The 19,312-nt window shown below is 69.3% G+C and carries 12 protein-coding genes, 1 tRNA gene and 1 rRNA gene; 1 reads left to right on the top strand and 13 read right to left on the bottom strand.

Annotated features, from left to right (window positions below):
* Positions 1 to 38 precede the first annotated feature (38 nt).
* The 10 genes from ACGFNV_RS45940 to ACGFNV_RS45895 all read right to left on the bottom strand — a co-directional run bounded on the left by ACGFNV_RS45940 (position 39) and on the right by ACGFNV_RS45895 (position 15,095).
* The gene (locus ACGFNV_RS45940) at positions 39 to 338 is read right to left on the bottom strand and encodes a hypothetical protein (RefSeq protein ID WP_393631552.1); all 300 of its coding nucleotides are present in this window, start codon (positions 336 to 338) and stop codon (positions 39 to 41) included.
* 217 nt (positions 339 to 555) lie between these two features.
* On the bottom strand, positions 556 to 1,026 hold the full coding sequence (locus ACGFNV_RS45935) for a Dps family protein (protein WP_393631550.1): 471 nt from the start codon (positions 1,024 to 1,026) through the stop codon (positions 556 to 558).
* A 205-nt stretch (positions 1,027 to 1,231) separates the two neighbouring features.
* Positions 1,232 to 1,606, bottom strand: coding sequence for a helix-turn-helix domain-containing protein (locus ACGFNV_RS45930; protein ID WP_030178264.1), 375 nt, complete (start codon positions 1,604 to 1,606; stop codon positions 1,232 to 1,234).
* 109 nt (positions 1,607 to 1,715) lie between these two features.
* The gene (locus tag ACGFNV_RS45925; protein ID WP_393631548.1) at positions 1,716 to 2,261 is read right to left on the bottom strand and encodes a CinA family protein; all 546 of its coding nucleotides are present in this window, start codon (positions 2,259 to 2,261) and stop codon (positions 1,716 to 1,718) included.
* Positions 2,258 to 3,025: a CDP-diacylglycerol--glycerol-3-phosphate 3-phosphatidyltransferase gene (gene pgsA, locus ACGFNV_RS45920; protein WP_393631546.1), complete on the bottom strand. Its 768-nt coding sequence runs from the start codon at positions 3,023 to 3,025 to the stop codon at positions 2,258 to 2,260. The genes ACGFNV_RS45925 and pgsA overlap by 4 nt, the downstream gene beginning before the upstream one ends.
* On the bottom strand, positions 3,022 to 4,515 hold the full coding sequence (gene rimO, locus ACGFNV_RS45915) for a 30S ribosomal protein S12 methylthiotransferase RimO (protein ID WP_393631545.1): 1,494 nt from the start codon (positions 4,513 to 4,515) through the stop codon (positions 3,022 to 3,024). The genes pgsA and rimO overlap by 4 nt, the downstream gene beginning before the upstream one ends.
* A gap of 84 nt (positions 4,516 to 4,599) precedes the next feature.
* Positions 4,600 to 5,436 carry a helix-turn-helix domain-containing protein gene (locus tag ACGFNV_RS45910; protein WP_393631543.1) on the bottom strand — a complete coding sequence of 279 codons (837 nt, stop codon included), beginning with the start codon at positions 5,434 to 5,436 and terminating at the stop codon, positions 4,600 to 4,602.
* Positions 5,437 to 5,704: 268 nt separating this feature from the next.
* Entirely contained in the window at positions 5,705 to 8,470 is a 2,766-nt protein-coding gene (locus ACGFNV_RS45905) for a DNA translocase FtsK (RefSeq protein WP_393631541.1), read from the bottom strand.
* Between the two features lie 124 nt (positions 8,471 to 8,594).
* Positions 8,595 to 9,278, bottom strand: coding sequence for a two-component system response regulator (locus ACGFNV_RS45900; RefSeq protein ID WP_393631540.1), 684 nt, complete (start codon positions 9,276 to 9,278; stop codon positions 8,595 to 8,597).
* 339 nt (positions 9,279 to 9,617) lie between these two features.
* Positions 9,618 to 15,095 (bottom strand): HAMP domain-containing protein, encoded by a 5,478-nt coding sequence (locus tag ACGFNV_RS45895; protein WP_393631538.1) that lies wholly within the window; start codon positions 15,093 to 15,095, stop codon positions 9,618 to 9,620.
* 387 nt (positions 15,096 to 15,482) lie between these two features.
* Between ACGFNV_RS45895 and ACGFNV_RS45890 the strand changes: the two genes are divergently transcribed.
* Positions 15,483 to 18,233, top strand: a complete 2,751-nt coding sequence (locus ACGFNV_RS45890; protein WP_393631536.1) for a SpoIIE family protein phosphatase — start codon at positions 15,483 to 15,485, stop codon at positions 18,231 to 18,233.
* A 61-nt stretch (positions 18,234 to 18,294) separates the two neighbouring features.
* Here ACGFNV_RS45890 and ACGFNV_RS45885 read toward each other — a convergent pair.
* From ACGFNV_RS45885 to rrf, 3 genes are all read right to left on the bottom strand, one after another.
* Positions 18,295 to 18,367 (bottom strand) — tRNA-Thr (locus ACGFNV_RS45885).
* 74 nt (positions 18,368 to 18,441) lie between these two features.
* The gene (locus tag ACGFNV_RS45880; RefSeq protein WP_393631567.1) at positions 18,442 to 19,104 is read right to left on the bottom strand and encodes a DegT/DnrJ/EryC1/StrS family aminotransferase; all 663 of its coding nucleotides are present in this window, start codon (positions 19,102 to 19,104) and stop codon (positions 18,442 to 18,444) included.
* A gap of 115 nt (positions 19,105 to 19,219) precedes the next feature.
* Positions 19,220 to 19,312: ribosomal RNA gene (gene rrf, locus ACGFNV_RS45875) — 5S ribosomal RNA — on the bottom strand; the annotation flags it as partial.

Here is a 19,312-nt window from a genome sequence, read left to right as displayed (position 1 = left end):
CGGCCAGCACCACCGTGATCCCCCTCACCGTCACCCCGCTACCTCACGGCGTCACCGCGATCCCCGTCCCCCACGCCGGCGCCGGCACGCGCCCCAGAGATCCGGCCGCCATCTCCAGCCCCCCGCCATGCCTCCACCCACCGCCCCGCGCCGACCGCGCCCACCGCCCGCGCCTTGGCCACGCAGTGCACCGGCAACAGGCTCAGCCCCCATCCCCCGGCCGCGATCGCCCCCTCCAGCACTCCCGCGTCCGGTGCCAGCGCGATCCGCAGCACAGCCCACCACCACAGCGCCCCAAGCCCCACGGCGGCCCCCCAAGCTCCCCAGGTCCTCGTCATCGCCGCCACCTCCAGCCGGACGCTAAAGCGACGCCCTTGCGCGCACACAGGGCGCACAAGTGGCACGACGAAGCACTCCTCAGGCGGCCGACCACGGGCACATGGGCACCTGGCCGCCGCTAGGGCCTGTCGTAGGAATCACGCCGCAGACGCGGGGTCTGACCAGCCCGCGTCGATCCCCTGCGACCTGATCCAAACGACAGGCCCTGGGCCACCCTCACCCGTTCTCCGCCTGGAACATCCAGTGATGCTTCTCCAGATCCGCCGTGATCTGGATGAAGATGTCCTGGCTGACGGGATCCGGGTCCCCGGTCGCCGCCACCCTCGCCCGCATCCGGACGATCACCGCGCCCAGTGCCGCCACCAGCGTCCCCACCGCGTCGGTGTCCTTGATCCATCCCTCGGACACCAGACCGATACCGCTTCCGGAGGCCACCGTCGCTGCGCGCCCGTCCGGTGGGACGCCCAGCGCCGACGCCCGCTCGGCCACGGTGTCGGAGTGCGTGCGTGCGGTGTCCACGACCTCGTCGAGCTGGAGATGGACCGAGCGGAACCGGGGTCCGACGACGTTCCAGTGGACCTGCTTGGCGACGAGCGACAGATCCAGCAGATCGACGAGCGCGCCCTGCAGCGCCTCGGACACGGTCTTCAGCGCGGCGTCCGGGAGCGGGCTCTTGACGACGTACATCCACATCCTCCGTGGGTTTCGCCCCCCGGCCATGTCCCTCCACCATGACCGCCGCGCCCCACCCCGGCAACGCGAAAACCCCGACCGCACTCCTCCGGGACCTTCCGGAGAAGCCCCGGCCGGGGCCTCATGCGTGCACGGCGCACATGCACGTCATCGGTACATACAGGCTCACACACGCATCACACACGCACGCGCGTGAACCTCACGCGGCGACCACGTCCACCGCTTCGGCGGGTGCCTTGATGGTCACCCTTTCCGGTGGCACGCCGGTCACCGACACGGAACCCAGCATCGGACGAACCGGCGTGGGAACGGGCTCGGTGGCCGCAGCAGACTGGGCCAGCTCGGCGAGGGCGAGCTCGTCGCTCACTTCCCGCATGAGCTCGGACATCCGTACGTCCAACGCGTCGCAGATGGCGGAGAGCAGCTCGGAGGAAGCCTCCTTCTGCCCCCGCTCCACCTCGGAGAGATAGCCGAGTGAGACTCGGGCGGACGAGGAGACTTCGCGCAGAGTACGGCCCTGGCGCTGGCGCTGCCGACGCAGCACGTCACCAAGCAGGCGACGGAGCAGAATCATCGGTGGCTCCCTCCTCGGACCGCGTAGCCGCATCCTTCTCGCCCCACCGTACCGCCTCGCGCCGCGGCCGTGCGGGGAGCGATGTCGTGTTCACTCAGGGCTGCAAACATCAAAACCCCCCGTTCCGTTCCGTATCCTGTGCCCGCTCATTCCCAGTGTGTTCGCTCACAAGCTCTGTCAGGAGCAGTGCGAGTACGCTCCGTACACTCTCCATACGAATTTCCGCGCGGTCGCCGTTCAACCGCAGCGCCTCCACTTTTCCGCCAGCGGCGGAACCGGAATCCGCTCCCACAGGCCCGTCGACGGCCACGAAGACCGTTCCGACCGGCTGTCCGTCCTGCGGCTCCGGTCCGGCGACGCCGGTGGTCGCGATACCCCAGTCGGTGCCCAGCGCCTTGCGTACTCCGGCTGCCATCTGGGCCGCGACCTGCGCGTCCACCGCTCCGCGGTCGGCCAGCAGGGTGGCGTCGACAGCGAGCAGATCGTGCTTCAGTGAGGTGGCGTACGCCGTCACGGACCCCTGGAAGACCTTGGACGCACCGGGGACCGATGTGATCTCCGCCGCGACCAGGCCCCCGGTCAGCGACTCCGCGACGGCGAGGGTCTCACCCCTTACCGTGAGTAGTCGCACCACGTCGGTGGCCGTGGAACTCACGCTTCCGTCTCCTCCAACGCGGCCTTGCGCTCGGCAATTCCCTGTCGGCGCAGCACAATGGCCTGTCTCACATAGTCGAGGCCGGTCACCACGGTCAACACGACCGCCACGGCCATCACCCACCACCTCAGCGTGGCCAGCCATCCCGTCAGCGCCAGCACATACATCCCGACCGCCACGCCCTGGGTGAGCGTCTTGAGCTTGCCGCCCCGGCTCGCCGGGATGACGCCGTACCGGATGACCCAGAAACGCAGGAGCGTGACCCCGAGTTCCCGGCCGAGGATGACGCCGGTCACCCACCAGGGCAGGTCGCCCAGGGCGGAGAGACAGATCAGCGCCGCCCCCATGATCGCCTTGTCGGCGATGGGGTCGGCGATCTTCCCGAAGTCCGTGACGAGGTCGTATGTCCGCGCCAGGTGGCCGTCGAACAGGTCGGTGATCATGGCGATGGCGAAAGCGGCCCAGGCGAGCGAGCGCCAGGCCGGGTCGTATCCGCCGTGGGCCAGCATCAGCGCGACGAAGCCCGGCACCAGGATCAGCCGGAGCATGGTCAGCAGGTTCGCGATGTTCCAGACGCTGGCCTGGTTGACGGCGGCGGCAGCGATCTTCCCGCCCCGCACCGACTTGGCGCCGCCCGGCCCGGCCGAACCGCCGTCGGAGGTGGCGCCGGAGGACGGGCCCGACGCACCGGCCGCTGCAGCCGTCGGCACCGGCCCCTTCGCCTGGGAGGAGCCACCCGCGGCTGATGCCGGAACACCCGTCATCTGCCCGCCTCCTCACTCCACGCGAGCGAGCCACGCAGCGGCTCGGCCACCAGGTCGACACCTTCCGTACCGACCACCTTCGCCTCGACCATACGACCGACGCTCAGGCCTTCGCCGCTCGTGAGCAGCACCTGACCGTCCGTCTCCGGCGCCTGGTGTGCCCCGCGGCCGTACGCGCCCTCCTCGCCGTCGACCGACTCCACGAGCACGCGCACGGTTTCACCGAGGCGCTCCTCGGCGCGCTGCGACACCAGTTCCTCGGCGAGCCGGGAGACGCGGGCGAGCCGCTCGGCGACGACGTCCGTGTCGAGCTTGTTGTCGTAGGTCGCCGCTTCCGTGCCCTCCTCGTCGGAGTAGCCGAAGACACCGATGGCGTCCAGCCGGGCGCCGTTGAGGAACCGCTCCAGCTCGGCCAGGTCGGCCTCGGACTCGCCGGGGAAGCCGACGATGAAGTTGGAGCGCACACCCGCCTCGGGGGCCTTGCTGCGGATGGTGTCCAGCAGCTCCAGGAAGCGGTCGGTGTCGCCGAAGCGGCGCATCGCGCGCAGCACGCCGGGCGCGGAGTGCTGGAAGGAGAGGTCGAAGTAGGGAGCGACCTTCTCGGTGGAGGTCAGCACGTCGATGAGGCCGGGCCGCATCTCGGCCGGCTGGAGGTAGCTGACGCGCACCCGCTCGATGCCGTCGACCTCGGCGAGCTCGGGCAGCAGCGACTCCAGCAGACGGATGTCGCCCAGGTCCTTGCCGTAGGACGTGTTGTTCTCGGAGACGAGCATGATCTCCTTGACGCCCTGCTCGGCCAGCCAGCGCGTCTCGTTCAGCACGTCGCTCGGGCGGCGGGAGATGAAGGAGCCACGGAAGGACGGGATGGCGCAGAAGGAGCAGCGCCGGTCGCAGCCCGAGGCGAGCTTCACCGAGGCGACCGGGGCGCCGTCCAGACGGCGGCGCAGGGGCGCGCGCGGGCCGGAGGCCGGAGCGAGGCCCTCCGGAAGGTCGGCCGGTGCGACGGCGGGCTCGGCCGGGCCGTGCCCGGGCAGTGCGACCTCGGCGGCCGACTCCTGACGCTGGGCCGGGCTGATCGGCAGCAGCTTGCGCCGGTCGCGGGGGGTGTGGGCGGCGTGGATGCCGCCGGAGAGGATGGTCTGGAGGCGGTCGGAGATGTCGGCGTAGTCGTCGAAGCCGAGCACACCGTCGGCCTCGGGGAGGGCCTCGGCGAGTTCCTTGCCGTACCGCTCGGCCATGCAGCCCACCGCCACGACGGCCTGCGTTCTCGCCTGCCCCTTGAGATCGTTGGCCTCGAGGAGGGCGTCGACGGAGTCCTTCTTGGCGGCGTCGACGAAGCCACAGGTGTTGACGACGGCCACGTCGGCTTCCGCGGCGTCCTCCACGAGCTGCCAGCCGTCCGCCTCCAAACGGCCTGCGAGCTCCTCCGAGTCCACCTCGTTACGGGCGCAGCCAAGGGTGACCAGTGCGACGGTACGGCGTTCAGGCATGGGCTCAAGAGTACTTCGTCCCGCTGACACCCCACGTCGACGGGGTTGGCACCTCCTGGCCAACCCCGAACACGCGTACGCCGGTCAGCCGACCTGCGGGTCGCCCTTGGTGTAGGTCAGGCGCTCCACGGCCCCGGGCTGGAAGTCGTCGTCGATCTTCTTGCCGTTGACGTACAGCTGAATGGCCCCGGCGTCACCGAGGACCAGGTTGATCTTGGTGCTGTCCTGGAAGGTCTTGGACTGGCCCTTCTTGAGCAGCCCGTCGAAGAGGATGCGGCCGTTGTGGTTCTTGGCGTAGATCCAGCTGCGGCCGTCGACGGCGCTCACCTGAACGGTCACCTTGTCCTGCGGCGCGGCCGCGATGGCGCTGTCCGTGGGGTCGGGCTTCTCGTCGGGCTTGGTCGTCTTGGTGGTGGGCGAGGCGGAGTCGGTGGCGGTGGGCGTGGTGCCGTCGGCGACCTGTTCCTTCGTACCGCCGTCGTTGCCGCCCTCGAACACGGTGAACCCGACGAAGCCGACCACGACGACGATCGCGGCGACCATGGCCGCGGTCCAGTTCGGCCCGCGCCGCTCCGGACGGATGCGCTCCGCCTCGAACAGGGGCGCGGCCGGAGTGGGTGCCGGTCGGCCGCCGCGGCCGGCGTCGTACTGTTCGAGCAGCGGGATGGGATCGAGGTGGACGGCCCTGGCCAGCGTTTTGATGTGCCCACGGGCATAGACGTCGCCACCACAGGCCGCGAAGTTGTCCGCTTCGATCGCGTGGACGATGGCGATGCGGACACGGGTGGCGGTACTGACGTCGTCGACGGTCAGCCCGGCCGCGATACGCGCCTGCTGCAACGTACGGCCGATGGAGGGGCGGGCTTCCTCGGAAACGTCTTCGAACGGACGCTCGTCTTCAGGGGAGTTGCCGATGGACACGGGGGCGCCTTTCGAGCGTGTAGCCACCTGTGCTGGAGGTTCAGTCTAGGGGTGGTGCAAAAGGGTGGGGCAACCGGACGGCGGGGCTTTGTACGCCATCGGAATGGCCGGACACTCCGACGGTGGGGTACGTGCTTGTTGCTTCCCTCAACTTGACGTATGCCGAAGGGAAACGGTTGCTCAATGATCCCTTACGGGTGAGTCACGATCCGAACATCACCCGGTTGCGCTTCCGCCCGCGAGACGACCGTCGCGCTCCCGTTTTCCCTTACCCTTCGGCCTCCCCGCGGATCACCGCGAGCACACCATCCAACTCGTCAGGCTTCACAAGAACGTCACGAGCCTTCGAACCCTCACTGGGCCCGACCACGCCCCGCGACTCCATCAGGTCCATCAGCCGCCCGGCCTTCGCGAAGCCGACCCGCAGCTTGCGCTGGAGCATGGACGTCGACCCGAACTGCGTCGAGACCACCAACTCGGCCGCCTGGCACAGCAGGTCGAGATCGTCGCCGATGTCCTCGTCGATCTCCTTCTTCTGCTTGGTTCCCACGGTGACGTCGTCCCGGAAGACCGGCGCCATCTGGTCCTTGCAGTGCTGGACGACCACCGCGACCTCTTCCTCGGTCACGAACGCGCCCTGCATACGGGTCGGCTTGCTGGCCCCCATCGGCAGGAACAGCCCGTCGCCCTTGCCGATGAGTTTCTCGGCGCCGGGCTGGTCGAGGATGACGCGCGAGTCGGCGAGGGAGGAGGTGGCGAAGGCGAGCCGCGAGGGCACGTTCGCCTTGATCAGCCCGGTGACGACGTCGACGGACGGCCGCTGGGTGGCGAGCACCAGGTGGATGCCGGCCGCGCGCGCGAGCTGCGTGATGCGCACGATCGCGTCCTCGACGTCCCGCGGCGCCACCATCATCAGGTCGGCGAGCTCGTCGACGATGACCAGGAGGTACGGGTAGGGCTGGAGCTCGCGCTCGCTGCCCTCGGGCGGCTTGGCCTTCCCCTCGCGCACCGCGCGGTTGAAGTCGTCGATGTGCCGGTAGCCGTACGCCGCCAGGTCGTCGTAGCGCAAATCCATTTCCCGTACGACCCACTGGAGCGCCTCGGCGGCCCGCTTGGGGTTGGTGATGATCGGCGTGATCAGGTGCGGGATGCCCTCGTAGGCGGTCAGCTCGACGCGCTTGGGGTCGACCAGGATCATTCGGACGTCCTCGGGGGTCGCCCGCATCATGACCGAGGTGATCAGACAGTTGATGCAGGACGACTTGCCGGAGCCGGTGGCGCCGGCGACCAGCATGTGGGGCATCTTCGCCAGCGAGTGCATGACGTAGCCGCCCTCGACGTCCTTGCCGAAGGCGACCAGCATCGGGTCGTCGTCCTCCGCGGACTCCGCGAGGCGCAGGACGTCGCCGAGGTTGACCATCTCCCGGTCGGTGTTCGGGATCTCGATGCCGACCGCCGACTTGCCGGGGATCGGGCTGATGATCCGCACGTCCGGGCTGGCGACGGCGTACGCGATGTTCTTCGTCAGCGCGGTGATCCGCTCGACCTTCACGGCGGGGCCGAGCTCCACCTCGTAGCGCGTGACCGTCGGCCCGCGCGTGAAGCCGGTGACGGCCGCGTCGACCTTGAACTCGGTGAAGACGGTGGTGAGCGAGGCGACGACCGCGTCGTTGGCGGCGCTGCGCGCCTTCCCCGGGCCCCCGCGCGTGAGGAGGTCGAGGGAGGGCAGCGCGTAGGTGATGTCGCCGGAGAGCTGGAGCTGCTCGGCACGCGGCGGCAGATCGCGCTCCTGCGGGGGCGGCGCCTTCGTGAGGTCGGGGACCTCCCCGGAGCTGAGCTTGCCCTGCTTGGGCCTGTCCTGCTTGAGCTTCTCCTGCCGGGGGCGCGCGGCCGGTGCCGGGACTGGCGTCGGCGTGGTGTCCTCGCGGTCGCCCACGTGCACGCCCTGGGTGAGGTCGGCGACGACCGGCGAGGGCGGCATGCCGTGCAGGACTGCGCCGTCGAGGGCGGCCGCGGCCGCCGCGGCGACGTCCACGGCGTCCATCTGCCGCCCCATGTCGGGCTGCGGCACCGCGGAGCGTCGGGGACGGCCCCGGCGCTGGGAGAGTGCCTCCTGCTCGGCGCCGTCGGGGTCGTACGCCTGAGGGGCGCTCGAGCGCCGACGGGGGCGCGCGGGCAGCGCCTCGCGCCACTGCTCGTCGTAGCGCTCGTCGTCCTCGGGGTATTCGGCGTACTCGTCCTCCATGGGGTCGTGCAGGATCCCCAGCTTCACGCCGAGCAGCCGCATCCGCTGCGGGATGGCGTTGACCGGGGTGGCCGTGACGACCAGCAGCCCGAAGACCGTGAGCAGCACGAGCAGCGGTACGGCGAGGACGTCGCCCATGGTGTACGTCAGTGGGGTCGCCGCGCCCCAGCCGATGAGACCGCCGGCATCCCTTATGGCCTGCATGCCGTCGCTGCGGGCAGGCGCGCCGCAGGCGATGTGGACCTGGCCGAGCACGCCGATGACGAGCGCGGACAGGCCGATCACGATGCGCCCGTTGGCCTCGGGCTGCTCGGGGTGACGGATGAAGCGCACGGCGATGACCGCGAGCAGTATCGGCACCAGCAGGTCCAGGCGGCCGAAGGAGCCGGTCACCAGGATCTCGACGAGGTCACCGACGGGCCCGCGCAGATCGGCCCAGGTCCCCGCGGCGACGATCAGCGCCATGGCCAACAGCAGCAGCGCGACTCCGTCCTTGCGGTGGGCCGGGTCGAGGCCCTTCGCGCCGTTCCCTATCCCGCGGAACACCGCGCCGACGGCATGGGCGAGCCCGAGCCAGAGGGCGCGCACGAGTCGGTAGACGCCCCCGGTGGGGCTCGGTGCCGGTGGCGGCACCGGCTTCTTGGCCGCGGCTTTTCTGGCGGGGGCCTTCTTCGCCGGAGCCTTCTTCGCCGGGGCCCTTTTGGCAGCGGCCTTCTTCGCCGGAGCCTTCGCCTGAGCGGCCGCCTTCTTGGCGGGCTGCTTCTTGGCTGCGGAGGGACGTGAGGCCATAGGTGTGACATTACCGGTGGAGACGACAGCGGACACGTGTGCCCACTGCTTCACCCGTTCGTGTCGCCCTTGTCGAGGCGTGAAACTGACGCGCGCTCACGGGCAACTGCGTGCTCGGCACGCGTCAGTTCTGCGACGGCACCGGCGCGCCGCCGTTTCCGGTGCCCGGCTCCAGGGCGTCCAGCGCCCGGCGCAGGCCCGTCAGTTTGCGTTCCAGGTGGGCCGCCGTGGCCACTGCGGCCGCGTCCGCCGACTCGTCGTCCAGCTGCTTGGACAGCGCCTCGGCCTGCTCCTCGACGGCCGCGAGCCGCGCGGAGAGTTCGGCGAGCAGACCCGCGGGCTCCTTGGCCCCACCGGCCGCCTTGCCGCCACCGCCCTCCAGCTGGAGCCGCAGCAGCGCCGCCTGCTCGCGCAGCTGACAGTTCTTCATGTACAGCTCGACGAACACGGAGACCTTGGCGCGCAGCACCCAGGGGTCGAACGGCTTGGAGATGTAGTCGACCGCTCCCGCCGCGTACCCCCGGAAGGTGTGGTGGGGGCCGTGGTTGATGGCGGTGAGGAAGATGATCGGGATGTCCCGCGTCCGCTCCCGCCGCTTGATGTGCGCCGCCGTCTCGAAACCGTCCATTCCCGGCATCTGCACATCCAGCAGAATGACCGCGAAGTCGTCCGTCAGCAGTGCTTTGAGCGCTTCTTCCCCGGACGATGCCCGCACCAGCGTCTGATCGAGCGCAGAGAGGATCGCCTCCAGCGCCAGCAGATTCTCCGGCCGGTCATCGACCAGGAGGATCTTGGCCTTCTGCACCATGGCCCGCCCTCCTCGCCCCGGCATGGGGCCTCCCCTGTCCGCAGGACTTGGGGTGACACCGCCCGGTGCCGCCCCAGGGGACGACTCCCTTGCGCCGCCCGTCCTCGTGCCGGTCATCGTAGCCGCACCCCGCCCGTCGCCACACCCTGTCACCGTGATGTCACTGTGCACGTAGCAAAAACGTAGCGGGAGACCAGAAGGTTCCCCGAACACCGTGGTTCTACACGGCTTCCGGAACCCTCACTCAGCAACTCCACCAGCAACTCCTCACGCACCTAGAAGGTTCCCGCCACATCGGCACGAACCCTCGACGAACCCTCGACAAGTCCCGCCATTCGGTCACTCGGCCCTCATCCACTGCTCCATCACCGCGAGCAGATGGTCGGGGTCGACCGGCTTCGTCACATAGTCGGAGGCGCCGGACTCGATCGCCTTCTCCCGGTCGCCCTTCATCGCCTTCGCGGTGAGCGCGATGATCGGCAGCCCGGAGAACTGCGGCATCCGGCGAATCGCCGTTGTCGTCGCGTATCCGTCCATCTCGGGCATCATGATGTCCATCAGGACGACCGCCACGTCGTCGTGCTGTTCCAGCACCTCGATGCCCTCACGGCCGTTCTCGGCGTACAGCACCGACAGACCGTGCTGTTCCAGAACACTCGTCAGCGCGAACACGTTGCGGATGTCGTCGTCGACGATCAGCACCTTCTCACCGCCGAACCGGATCCCGGGATGCGCCTGCGGCGCCGGCTCCTGCTCCGCGACCGACCACGGCTGCTGCTCCTGCTGCATGGACCGGTGGTATCCGTTGCCCGGCAGCTGCCTGCGCCGACGCCGGAAGAGCGCGGCCGGGCCGTTCTGCGTCTCCCGGTACGACTTCACCTCGGCCGGCGTCTCGATCTCCGGGCCGGAGAGCTCGGCCGGCTCGGACGCACCGTTCTCCGCCGCCGCCACCAGCTCTCCCGGTGCCAGCGTCGGCACGAGCTGCTGATAGCCCTGGGGCGGCAGCTCACTCGGGTGCAGCGGCAGATACAGCGTGAACGTCGAGCCGCGCCCCGGCTCGCTCTGCGCGTAAATCTCGCCTCCGAGCAGCTGCGCGATCTCCCGCGAGATGGACAGCCCGAGGCCCGTACCGCCGTACTTGCGGCTGGTCGTGCCGTCGGCCTGCTTGAACGCCTCGAAGATCACCCGCATCTTGCTGGCCGCGATACCGATGCCGGTGTCGGTCACCGAGAACGCGATCAGCGGCGCGTCCGGATCGGTGAGCGAACCGGCCTCCAGGAGCTGCTCGCGAATACCGACGGGGACGTCCTGCCCGGACGGCCGGATGACCAGCTCCACCGACCCGGAGTCGGTGAACTTCACCGCGTTCGACAGCAGGTTGCGCAGCACCTGCAGCAGCCTCTGCTCGTCGGTGTGCAGGGTGGCCGGCAGCTCCGGCGACACCCGCACGGACAGGTCGAGCCCCTTCTCCGCGGTCAGCGGCCGGAAGGTGGCCTCCACGTAGTCGACGAGCTGCACGAGCGCGATACGCGTCGGGGAGACGTCCATCTTGCCCGCCTCGACCTTCGACAGGTCGAGGATGTCGTTGATCAGCTGGAGCAGGTCGGAACCGGCACCGTGGATGGTCTCGGCGAACTCGACCTGCTTCGGCGAGAGGTTGCCCTCGGCGTTGTCGGCGAGCAGCTTGGCCAGGATCAGCAGCGAGTTCAGCGGCGTCCGCAGCTCGTGCGACATGTTCGCCAGGAACTCGCTCTTGTAGCGCATCGACACCGCGAGCTGCTCGGCACGTTCCTCCAGGACCTGTCGCGCCTCCTCGATCTCGGTGTTCTTCACCTCGATGTCGCGGTTCTGCTGGGCCAGCAGCTCGGCCTTCTCCTCCAGTTCGGCGTTGGACGCCTGGAGGGCCTTCTGTCGCTGCTCCAACTCCGCCGACCGCTCCCGCAGTTGCTCGGTCAGCTCCTGCGACTGCTTCAGCAGTTGCTCCGTCTTGGTGTTGACGGAGATCGTGTTGACGCTGGTCGCGATCATCTCCGCGATCTGGTTGAGGAAGTCCTTCTGGATCTGCGTGAACGGTGTGAACGACGCCAGTTCGATCACCCCGAGCACGCTGCCCTCGAACAGCACCGGCAGCACGATCACCTGCGCGGGCGGCGCCTCGCCGAGCCCCGAGGAGATCTTCAGATAGCCGCTCGGCGCGTTCTCCACCAGGATCGTGCGCTTCTCCTCGGCGGCCGTGCCGACCAGCGCCTCACCCGGCGCGAACGACGTCGGCATGGAACCCATCGAATAGCCGTACGAGCCCAGCATCCGCAGTTCGTACGGATCCCCCGAGCCGTCGGCCGACGACACGGCCACGAAGAACGCGCCGTGCTGCGCCGAGACAACCGGCGTCAGCTCGCTCATGATCAGCGAGGCCACGTCCTCCAGGTCCCGGCGCCCCTGCATCAGCGCGGAGATACGGGCCAAGTTGCCCTTCAGCCAGTCCTGCTCCTTGTTGGCGATCGTGGTGTCGCGCAGGTTGGCGATCATCTTGTTGATGTAGTCCTGGAGCTCCTGGATCTCCCCGGACGCGTCCACGTCGATCTTCAGGTTGAGATCGCCACGGGTCACCGCGGTCGCCACGCGCGCGATGGCACGCACCTGCCGGGTCAGGTTCCCGGCCATCTCGTTCACCGACTCGGTGAGGTCGCGCCAGGTGCCGTCGACGTCACGCACGCGTGCCTGACCGCCGAGCTGCCCCTCCGTACCCACCTCACGGGCGACTCGGGTGACCTCCTCGGCGAAGCTCGACAGCTGGTCGACCATCGTGTTGATGGTCGTCTTCAGCTCGAGGATCTCCCCGCGCGCGTCGATGTCGATCTTCTTCGTCAGGTCACCCTTGGCGATGGCCGTCGTGACCATGGCGATGTTGCGCACCTGACCCGTCAGGTTGGACGCCATCTGGTTCACCGACTCGGTGAGGTCCTTCCACGTGCCGGCCACACCGGGCACATGCGCCTGACCACCGAGGATGCCGTCCGTACCCACCTCACGGGCCACCTTGGTGACCTGGTCGGCGAACGAGCTCAGCGTCTTCACCATCGTGTTGAAGGTGTCGGCGAGCTGCGCGACCTCACCGCGCGCCTCGATCGTCACCGTCCGCGTCAGGTCACCGTTGGCGACCGCCGCGGCAACCTGGGAGATGTTGCGCACCTGAACGGTCAGGTTCTTGGCCATCAGGTTGACGTTGTCGCTGAGGTCCTTCCAGATGCCTGTGACACCCGGCACATGCGCCTGGCCGCCCAGGATGCCCTCGGTGCCCACCTCGCGGGCCACGCGGGTCACCTGCTCGGCGAAGGACGACAGCTGGTCCACCATCGTGTTGACGGTCGTGACCAGTTCGAGGATCTCGCCCTTGGCGTCGACGGTGATCTTCTTCGACAGGTCGCCCTTGGCGACCGCGGTCGTGACCTCGGCGATGTTGCGGACCTGGATGGTCAGGTTGTTCGCCATGAAGTTCACGGACTGCGTGAGGTCCTTCCAGGTGCCGGAGACACCCTGCACCTCGGCCTGACCGCCGAGGATGCCCTCCGTACCGACCTCGCGGGCCACACGCGTGACCTCCTCGGCGAACGACGACAGCTGGTCGACCATCGTGTTCAGCGTGTTCTTCAGCTCCAGGATCTCGCCGCGCGCGTCCACGGTGATCTTCTGGGACAGGTCACCCCGGGCCACCGCCGTGGCCACCTGGGCGATGTTGCGCACCTGGCCGGTCAGGTTCGACGCCATGCCGTTCACGGAGTCGGTCAGGTCGCGCCACACACCGGCCACACCGGGCACCTGCGCCTGACCGCCGAGGCGGCCCTCCGTACCCACCTCACGGGCGACCCGGGTCACCTGGTCGGCGAAGGCGGACAGCTGGTCCACCATCGTGTTGATCGTGTTCTTCAGCTCGAGGATCTCGCCGCGCGCGTCGACGTCGATCTTCTGCGACAGGTCACCCCGCGCGACCGCCGTCGTCACCTGCGCGATCTGCCGCACCTGAGAGGTGAGGTTGCCACCCATGAAGTTGACGGAGTCGGTCAGCTCCTTCCAGGTGCCCGACACCCCGTCCACCCGGGCCTGACCGCCCAGCCGGCCCTCCGTACCCACGTCACGGGCCATCCGGGTCACCTGGTCGGCGAAGCTCGACAGCTGGTCCACCATCGTGTTCACGGTGTTCTTCAGCTGGAGCATCTCGCCGGAGACGTCGACGGTCACCTTCTGCGACAGGTCACCGTTCGCAACCGCCGTCGTCACCTGGGCGATGTTCCTCACCTGCCCGGTGAGGTTGCGGAACGCGGTGTTGACGGAGTCGGTGAGGTCCTTCCACGTGCCGGCCGCCCCGGACACCTGCGCCTGACCGCCCAGCTCACCCTCGACACCGATCTCCCGCGCCACGCGCGTCACCTCGGCGCCGAACGCGGACAGCTGGTCGACCATCCCGTTGACGGTGTTCTTCAGCTCCAGCATCTCGCCGGCCACGTCCACGGTGACCTTCTGCGACAGGTCACCGTTGGCCACCGCCGTCGTCACCGCGGCGATGTCCCGCACCTGCGTGGTCAGGTTCCGGAAGACCGTGTTCACCGAGTCGGTGAGGTCCTTCCAGGTCCCCGCCGCACCCGGCACGTTCGCCTGCCCGCCCAGAGCCCCCTGGGACCCGACCTCGTTGGCCACGCGCGTGACCTCGTCCGCGAAGATCCGCAGCGTCTCGGTCATCTGGTTGATCGTGTCGGCGAGCTGAGCGACCTCACCGCGCGCCGGAACGGTCACCTTCTGTGAAAGGTCACCGTTGGCGACCGCCGTAGTCACCTGAGCGATACCGCGCACCTGGGCCGTCAGGTTGCCGGCCATGGTGTTCACCGAATCGGTGAGTTCCTTCCACACACCGTCGACGCCGGACACCTGCGCCTGGCCGCCCAGGATGCCCTCCGTGCCCACCTCGCGGGCGACACGCGTCACTTCGGAGGAGAACGCGGAGAGCTGGTCCACCATCGTGTTGACGGTGTTCTTCAGCTCCAGCATCTCACCGGCGACATGAACCGTGACCTTGCGTGACAGGTCACCCTTGGCGACCGCCGTCGTCACCAGCGCGATGTCCCGCACCTGCGCCGTCAGCCGGTCCGCCATCGTGTTGACGGAGTCCGTCAGGTCCTTCCACGAACCCGACATGCCCCGCACCTGGGCCTGCCCGCCCAGCTTGCCCTCCGTACCGACCTCACTGGCCACCCGCGTGACCTCGTCGGTGAACGTCGACAGCTGGTCGACAAGGTTGTTGACGGTCCGCCCGACCTTCAGGAACTCACCGCGCAACGGATGCCCGGGCCCCTCCGGGGTGTGCGTCCGCAGCTCCATGCGCGGCGACAGATCACCCTCGGCCACCGCCGACAGCACCCGGCTGACCTCGGAAACAGGCCGGGCCAGGTCCTCCACCAGCGCGTTGGCGTTGTCGATCGCCGTCGCCCAGGCACCCTCGCAGGCACCCGTCTCCAGACGCTCCGTGAGCTTTCCCTCACGGCCCACCATGCGCCGCACCCGCGACAGCTCGCCCGTCAACTGCAAGTTGCGGTCGGCGACCTCGTTGAAAACGGCCGAGATCTCCGACATCACGCCGTCCCCGGACACCGTGAGCCGCTTGCGGAAGTTCCCGTCACGCATGGACACGAGGGCCGCCAGCAGCCTGTTGAGGGCGGCCGTGTCCACAACCGTGGTGCCGCCCCGGGGCGTGCGCTGCTTGCTCAGGGACTGTCCGCCTTTCGCGCGCGCCTTCGTACTCCGCGTCGCTGCGCCAGACTCCACTGTGTCCCTCCCGCAGGGGTCGACCGTTACTGCTGTACTGGGGTGGTGCTTCTCGACGTACCGGTTGCTGCCGCTACTGCTGCGTATTCCTGCCCGATGTAATCAGGCCGGGCCAAGGGGCTGCTTCCCGACATACACAGAAGACACGCGACCTGCCCGGACCTTCACAAGAAGCTTGCCCAGTGTTTCACCCTCACCCAACCAGGCCATAACAGTTCGGCAGCTTCGCACACGGTCCGCACACCCGGGGGACGGAATCACAGGCGACCGGCATCCGCACGGTGGGGGAAGGTAAGTAACCTTGCATCCGGCTGTCCAGCCGCGCCGGCCCGTCCGGCCTGGGCGGTGGCACGAGAACGAGCGGGCATCGGAGGGGCGGCCGCACACATGACCACCGGACTGATCCCGGGGGGACAGACCCCGGACCCTCGGCCGACGAGCGCGCTGCCGCCGCACCAGCGGAGCGAGCGTGTCGGCCAGGCAGCCCAGCACGCCGACAACCGGTCGAGGAGTTCTGTGATCACCGCGCGCGCGGCCGCCAGCTTCGAGCCCGTCGGGCGATCCGTCGCCACCGCGCGCTCCTTCGTCCGCGACACCCTGCAGGGCTGGGGCTTCGGCGACATCGTCGACGACGCCGTCGTCCTCACCAGCGAACTCGTGACCAACGCCGTGGTCCACGCCGGCACCCACGCCGACGTCCTGTGTCTGCGCAGCGACAACGGCGTACGGATCGAGGTGGGCGACCGCTACCCCGAGCGCGAGATCCCCCTCCAGGGCTCGGCCGTCAACATGGGCAACCTGGACCGCGAGGGCGGCCGCGGCCTCCAGCTCTGCGCGGCCATCGCCGGCCGCTGGGGCGTCGAGTACACGCCCACGCACAAGCAGGTGTGGTTCCAACTCGACCTCCCGGAACGCCCGGTGGGCACCCGCGCGGCAGGCCCTTCGCTCCCCGCCGACCTCCTCCCCCTCGCCGACGGCCGCGTCCGCGTCGCGGTCGTCCAGATCGACCGTACGGGCGCCATCTCCGCCTGGAACGAGGACGCCGAGGAACTCTTCGGCTACGCCGCCGACCAGGTCGTCGGCAAGCCCCTCACCGACCTCGCGGCCTGGCCGCACACCCCGGGCACCAGCACCGGCATCGCCGAGGCCCTCCAACTCTCCCGCTGGGAGGGCAGTTACGGCATCCGCGGCGCCGACGGACGCGTGACCCCCGTGTACGCCTCGCACCTCCGCGTCCGCGACACCGGCGGCGAGCCGTCAACCGTGTGCCTCCTCGTACGTGACCACGAACGGGCTGTTCTGCAGACCCCGTTGCGCGTCCCGTCCTCCGACACGACATCCGCCATCGACGGCCCGAGCAACGACCCCTTCGAGGTGTTCATCGGCTCTCCGGCCCCCGACGACCTCGACGGCCTCCTCCAGCGCACGGTCGAACGCGCCCGCGACATGCTCGACGCCGACTCCGCCTTCCTGCTCCTCGCGACCGACGACGAGACGGAGTTGGAGGTCCGCGCCTCCACCGGCCTGCCCTCCGCCCGCCAGCGCTTCGCGCGCGTGCCCGTGGAGGCGGGCCCCGGCCGCTACGGCTCGGCCCGCATGCCGGCCGTCCACGAGGACCTCACGGCCGTACCGGGCGCGGTCCCCCTGCTCAACGGCACCGGGATGCGCTCGGTGGTGACGGTCCCCCTCAAGGTCGAGGGCCGCCTCACCGGCTCCCTCGGCGTCGCCGCGGAATCTCCCGGCCGCTACTCCAACGAGGAGGCGCTGCGCCTGCAGTTCGCGGCCGACCGCATCGCTCTGGCCGTCGAGTCGGCCCGCCTGGGCGAGCTGGAACGCCTGCGCCGAGGCTCGCTCAGCTTCCTCGTGGAGGCCTCCGACCTCCTCGCCGGAACCCTGGACCGCGACCAGACCCTGGCCCTGATGGCCCAGATGACCGTCCCGACCCTGGCCACCTGGTGCGCCGTCTACACGATCGCCGACCAGGCCTCGGAGCCCTACCTGTCGTACGTCCTGCACGAGGACGAGGAACTCATCGACGGCATCAAGTCGTTGCTGTCGAAGATCTCTCCGCCCGACCCGGTCCCCACCCCCGGCGCCCGAGTCTGGCCGGCCCCCGCGGAGGCCGCCCACCAGGCCGCCCTGCGCACCTCCATGCGCAGCCTCGGCCTCGGCGAGCCCACCACGGTCAGCTCCGGCATCGGCCCGACGCTGGCGACGGCCTCGGCCGTGGGCGGCGAGACGGTCGTCCTCCCCCTGGTCGCCCGCAACCGTGTCATCGGCATGCTCACGCTCGGCAAGCCCACTGACGAACACTTCCGCCAGGAGATCCTGGAACTGGCCGAGGACCTCTCCCGCCGGGCCGCCCTGGCCCTGGACAACGCCCGCCTCTACTCGGAGCGCACGGCCATCAGCCAGTCGCTCCAGCGCAGCCTCCTGCCGCCCGAGCTCCCCGAGATCGAGAACGTCGAGGTCGAGGTCATCTACCGGGCGGCCGGCGAGGGCAACGAGGTCGGCGGCGACTTCTACGACCTCTTCCCGATCCGCGACGGCGCGTACGGCTTCGCCATCGGCGACGTCTGCGGTACGGGCCCGAACGCGGCCGCGGTCACCGGCCTCGCCCGGCACGCCCTGCGCCTCCTGGCCCGCGAGGGCCTCAGCGGCCCGGCCGTCCTGGAACGCCTGAACTCCGCGATCCTCGACGAGGGCGCCCGCAGCCGCTTCCTGACCCTCCTCTACGGCGAACTGCGCCCCCAGGAGGACGGCAGCGCGGAGTTGAAGGTGGTCTGCGCCGGCCACCCTCTCCCCCTCCGCCTGCGCCAGGACGGCACGGTCGAGGCGGCCGCCGAGCCCCAGCCGCTCCTCGGCGTCATGGACGACCTGGAGCTCTACGAGCAGACGGTCACCCTCGACCCCGGTGATGTCCTCCTGTGCGTCACGGACGGCGTCACCGAGCGCCGCGAGGGCACCCGCATGCTGGGCGACGACGGCCTCGCCGACGTCCTCACCACCTGCACGGGTCTGACGGCCGGCGCGGTCGCGGCCCGCATCATGCGCGCCGTGGAACGCTTCGCGTCGGACGCGCCCTCCGACGACATGGCCATCCTGGCGATGCGCGTCCCGGGCATCCACAAGGACTGACGAGAACTGACACGGGCATGAAAAAGGCCCCCGCCCGAAAGGGCGGAGGCCTTAATGCTTGAGCCCCCAAACGGAATCGAACCGTTGACCTTCTCCTTACCATGGAGACGCTCTACCGACTGAGCTATAGGGGCCTGTCACCTTTTGAGGTTTCCCTCGCGGCAACGGAATAGATCATACCCCGAACAGACCCGTGCTCCCAAACCGTTCAGAAGGCGGGCTGCAGCAGCCCACCGAGCGCGTTGCACGCGGCCACGGTCCGCTGCATGTCCCGCTTCGTCAGCAGGGCGTCCACCGGCAACGCGAGCGTCTCGTCGGAGGCCCGCTCCGTCTCCGGCAGGGACACACACCGCCGGAACTCGGGCAGACGGTGCACGGGAGTCTTCACCGGCACCCGGCAGTCAACGCCCTTGGCCCGCACGGCCCGAGCGAACGCGTCCCGGTCCGGCCGCCCGTTCCCGGGCACCCTCACGACGTACTGCTGGTAGGTGTGCCCGTCCCCACCGTCGGGAGTCCGCACCCCTCGCAACTTCCCGTCGAGATAAGCCGCCCGCTGCCGGCGCTGCGCCACCTCGTCGTACGGCGACTCGGACTCCGCCTGCTCCAACACGAGCAACCCGTGCCGCTGCCCCACACCGTGCAGTCGCAGGATGTCGGCCGGCCGCCCGAATCGATGTACGGCAACGACGGCCGCGGTACGCGGAGTTATGGCTGCTTCGACCGCGGACGGATCAAGGCAGTAGGTCACCGCGTCTATGTCGGCGAACACCGGGAGCGCCCCGGCCAGGGTCACCGCCTCGGCGACTTCCACGTTGCCGAAGGCCGGCACGACCACCTCGTCGCCGACACCTATGTCGGCGGCCCTGAGCATTGCAGCAGTACCCATGCTCTGGATGTTGGTTGCGCAATGTGAACTTCAAGTGAAGGGAAACAAAAAAGGGTTGGACCCGGAACCGAAGGTTCAGGGTCCAACCCATTCAAAATTTGTTCGGCGGCGTCCTACTCTCCCACAGGGTCCCCCCTGCAGTACCATCGGCGCTGTAAGGCTTAGCTTCCGGGTTCGGAATGTAACCGGGCGT

The organism is Streptomyces sp. NPDC048751 (assembly GCF_043198595.1).
Lineage (GTDB): Bacteria > Actinomycetota > Actinomycetes > Streptomycetales > Streptomycetaceae > Streptomyces.
Note: the sequence above shows the minus strand (reverse complement) of the source record. Positions and strands in the feature narration are given on the sequence as shown.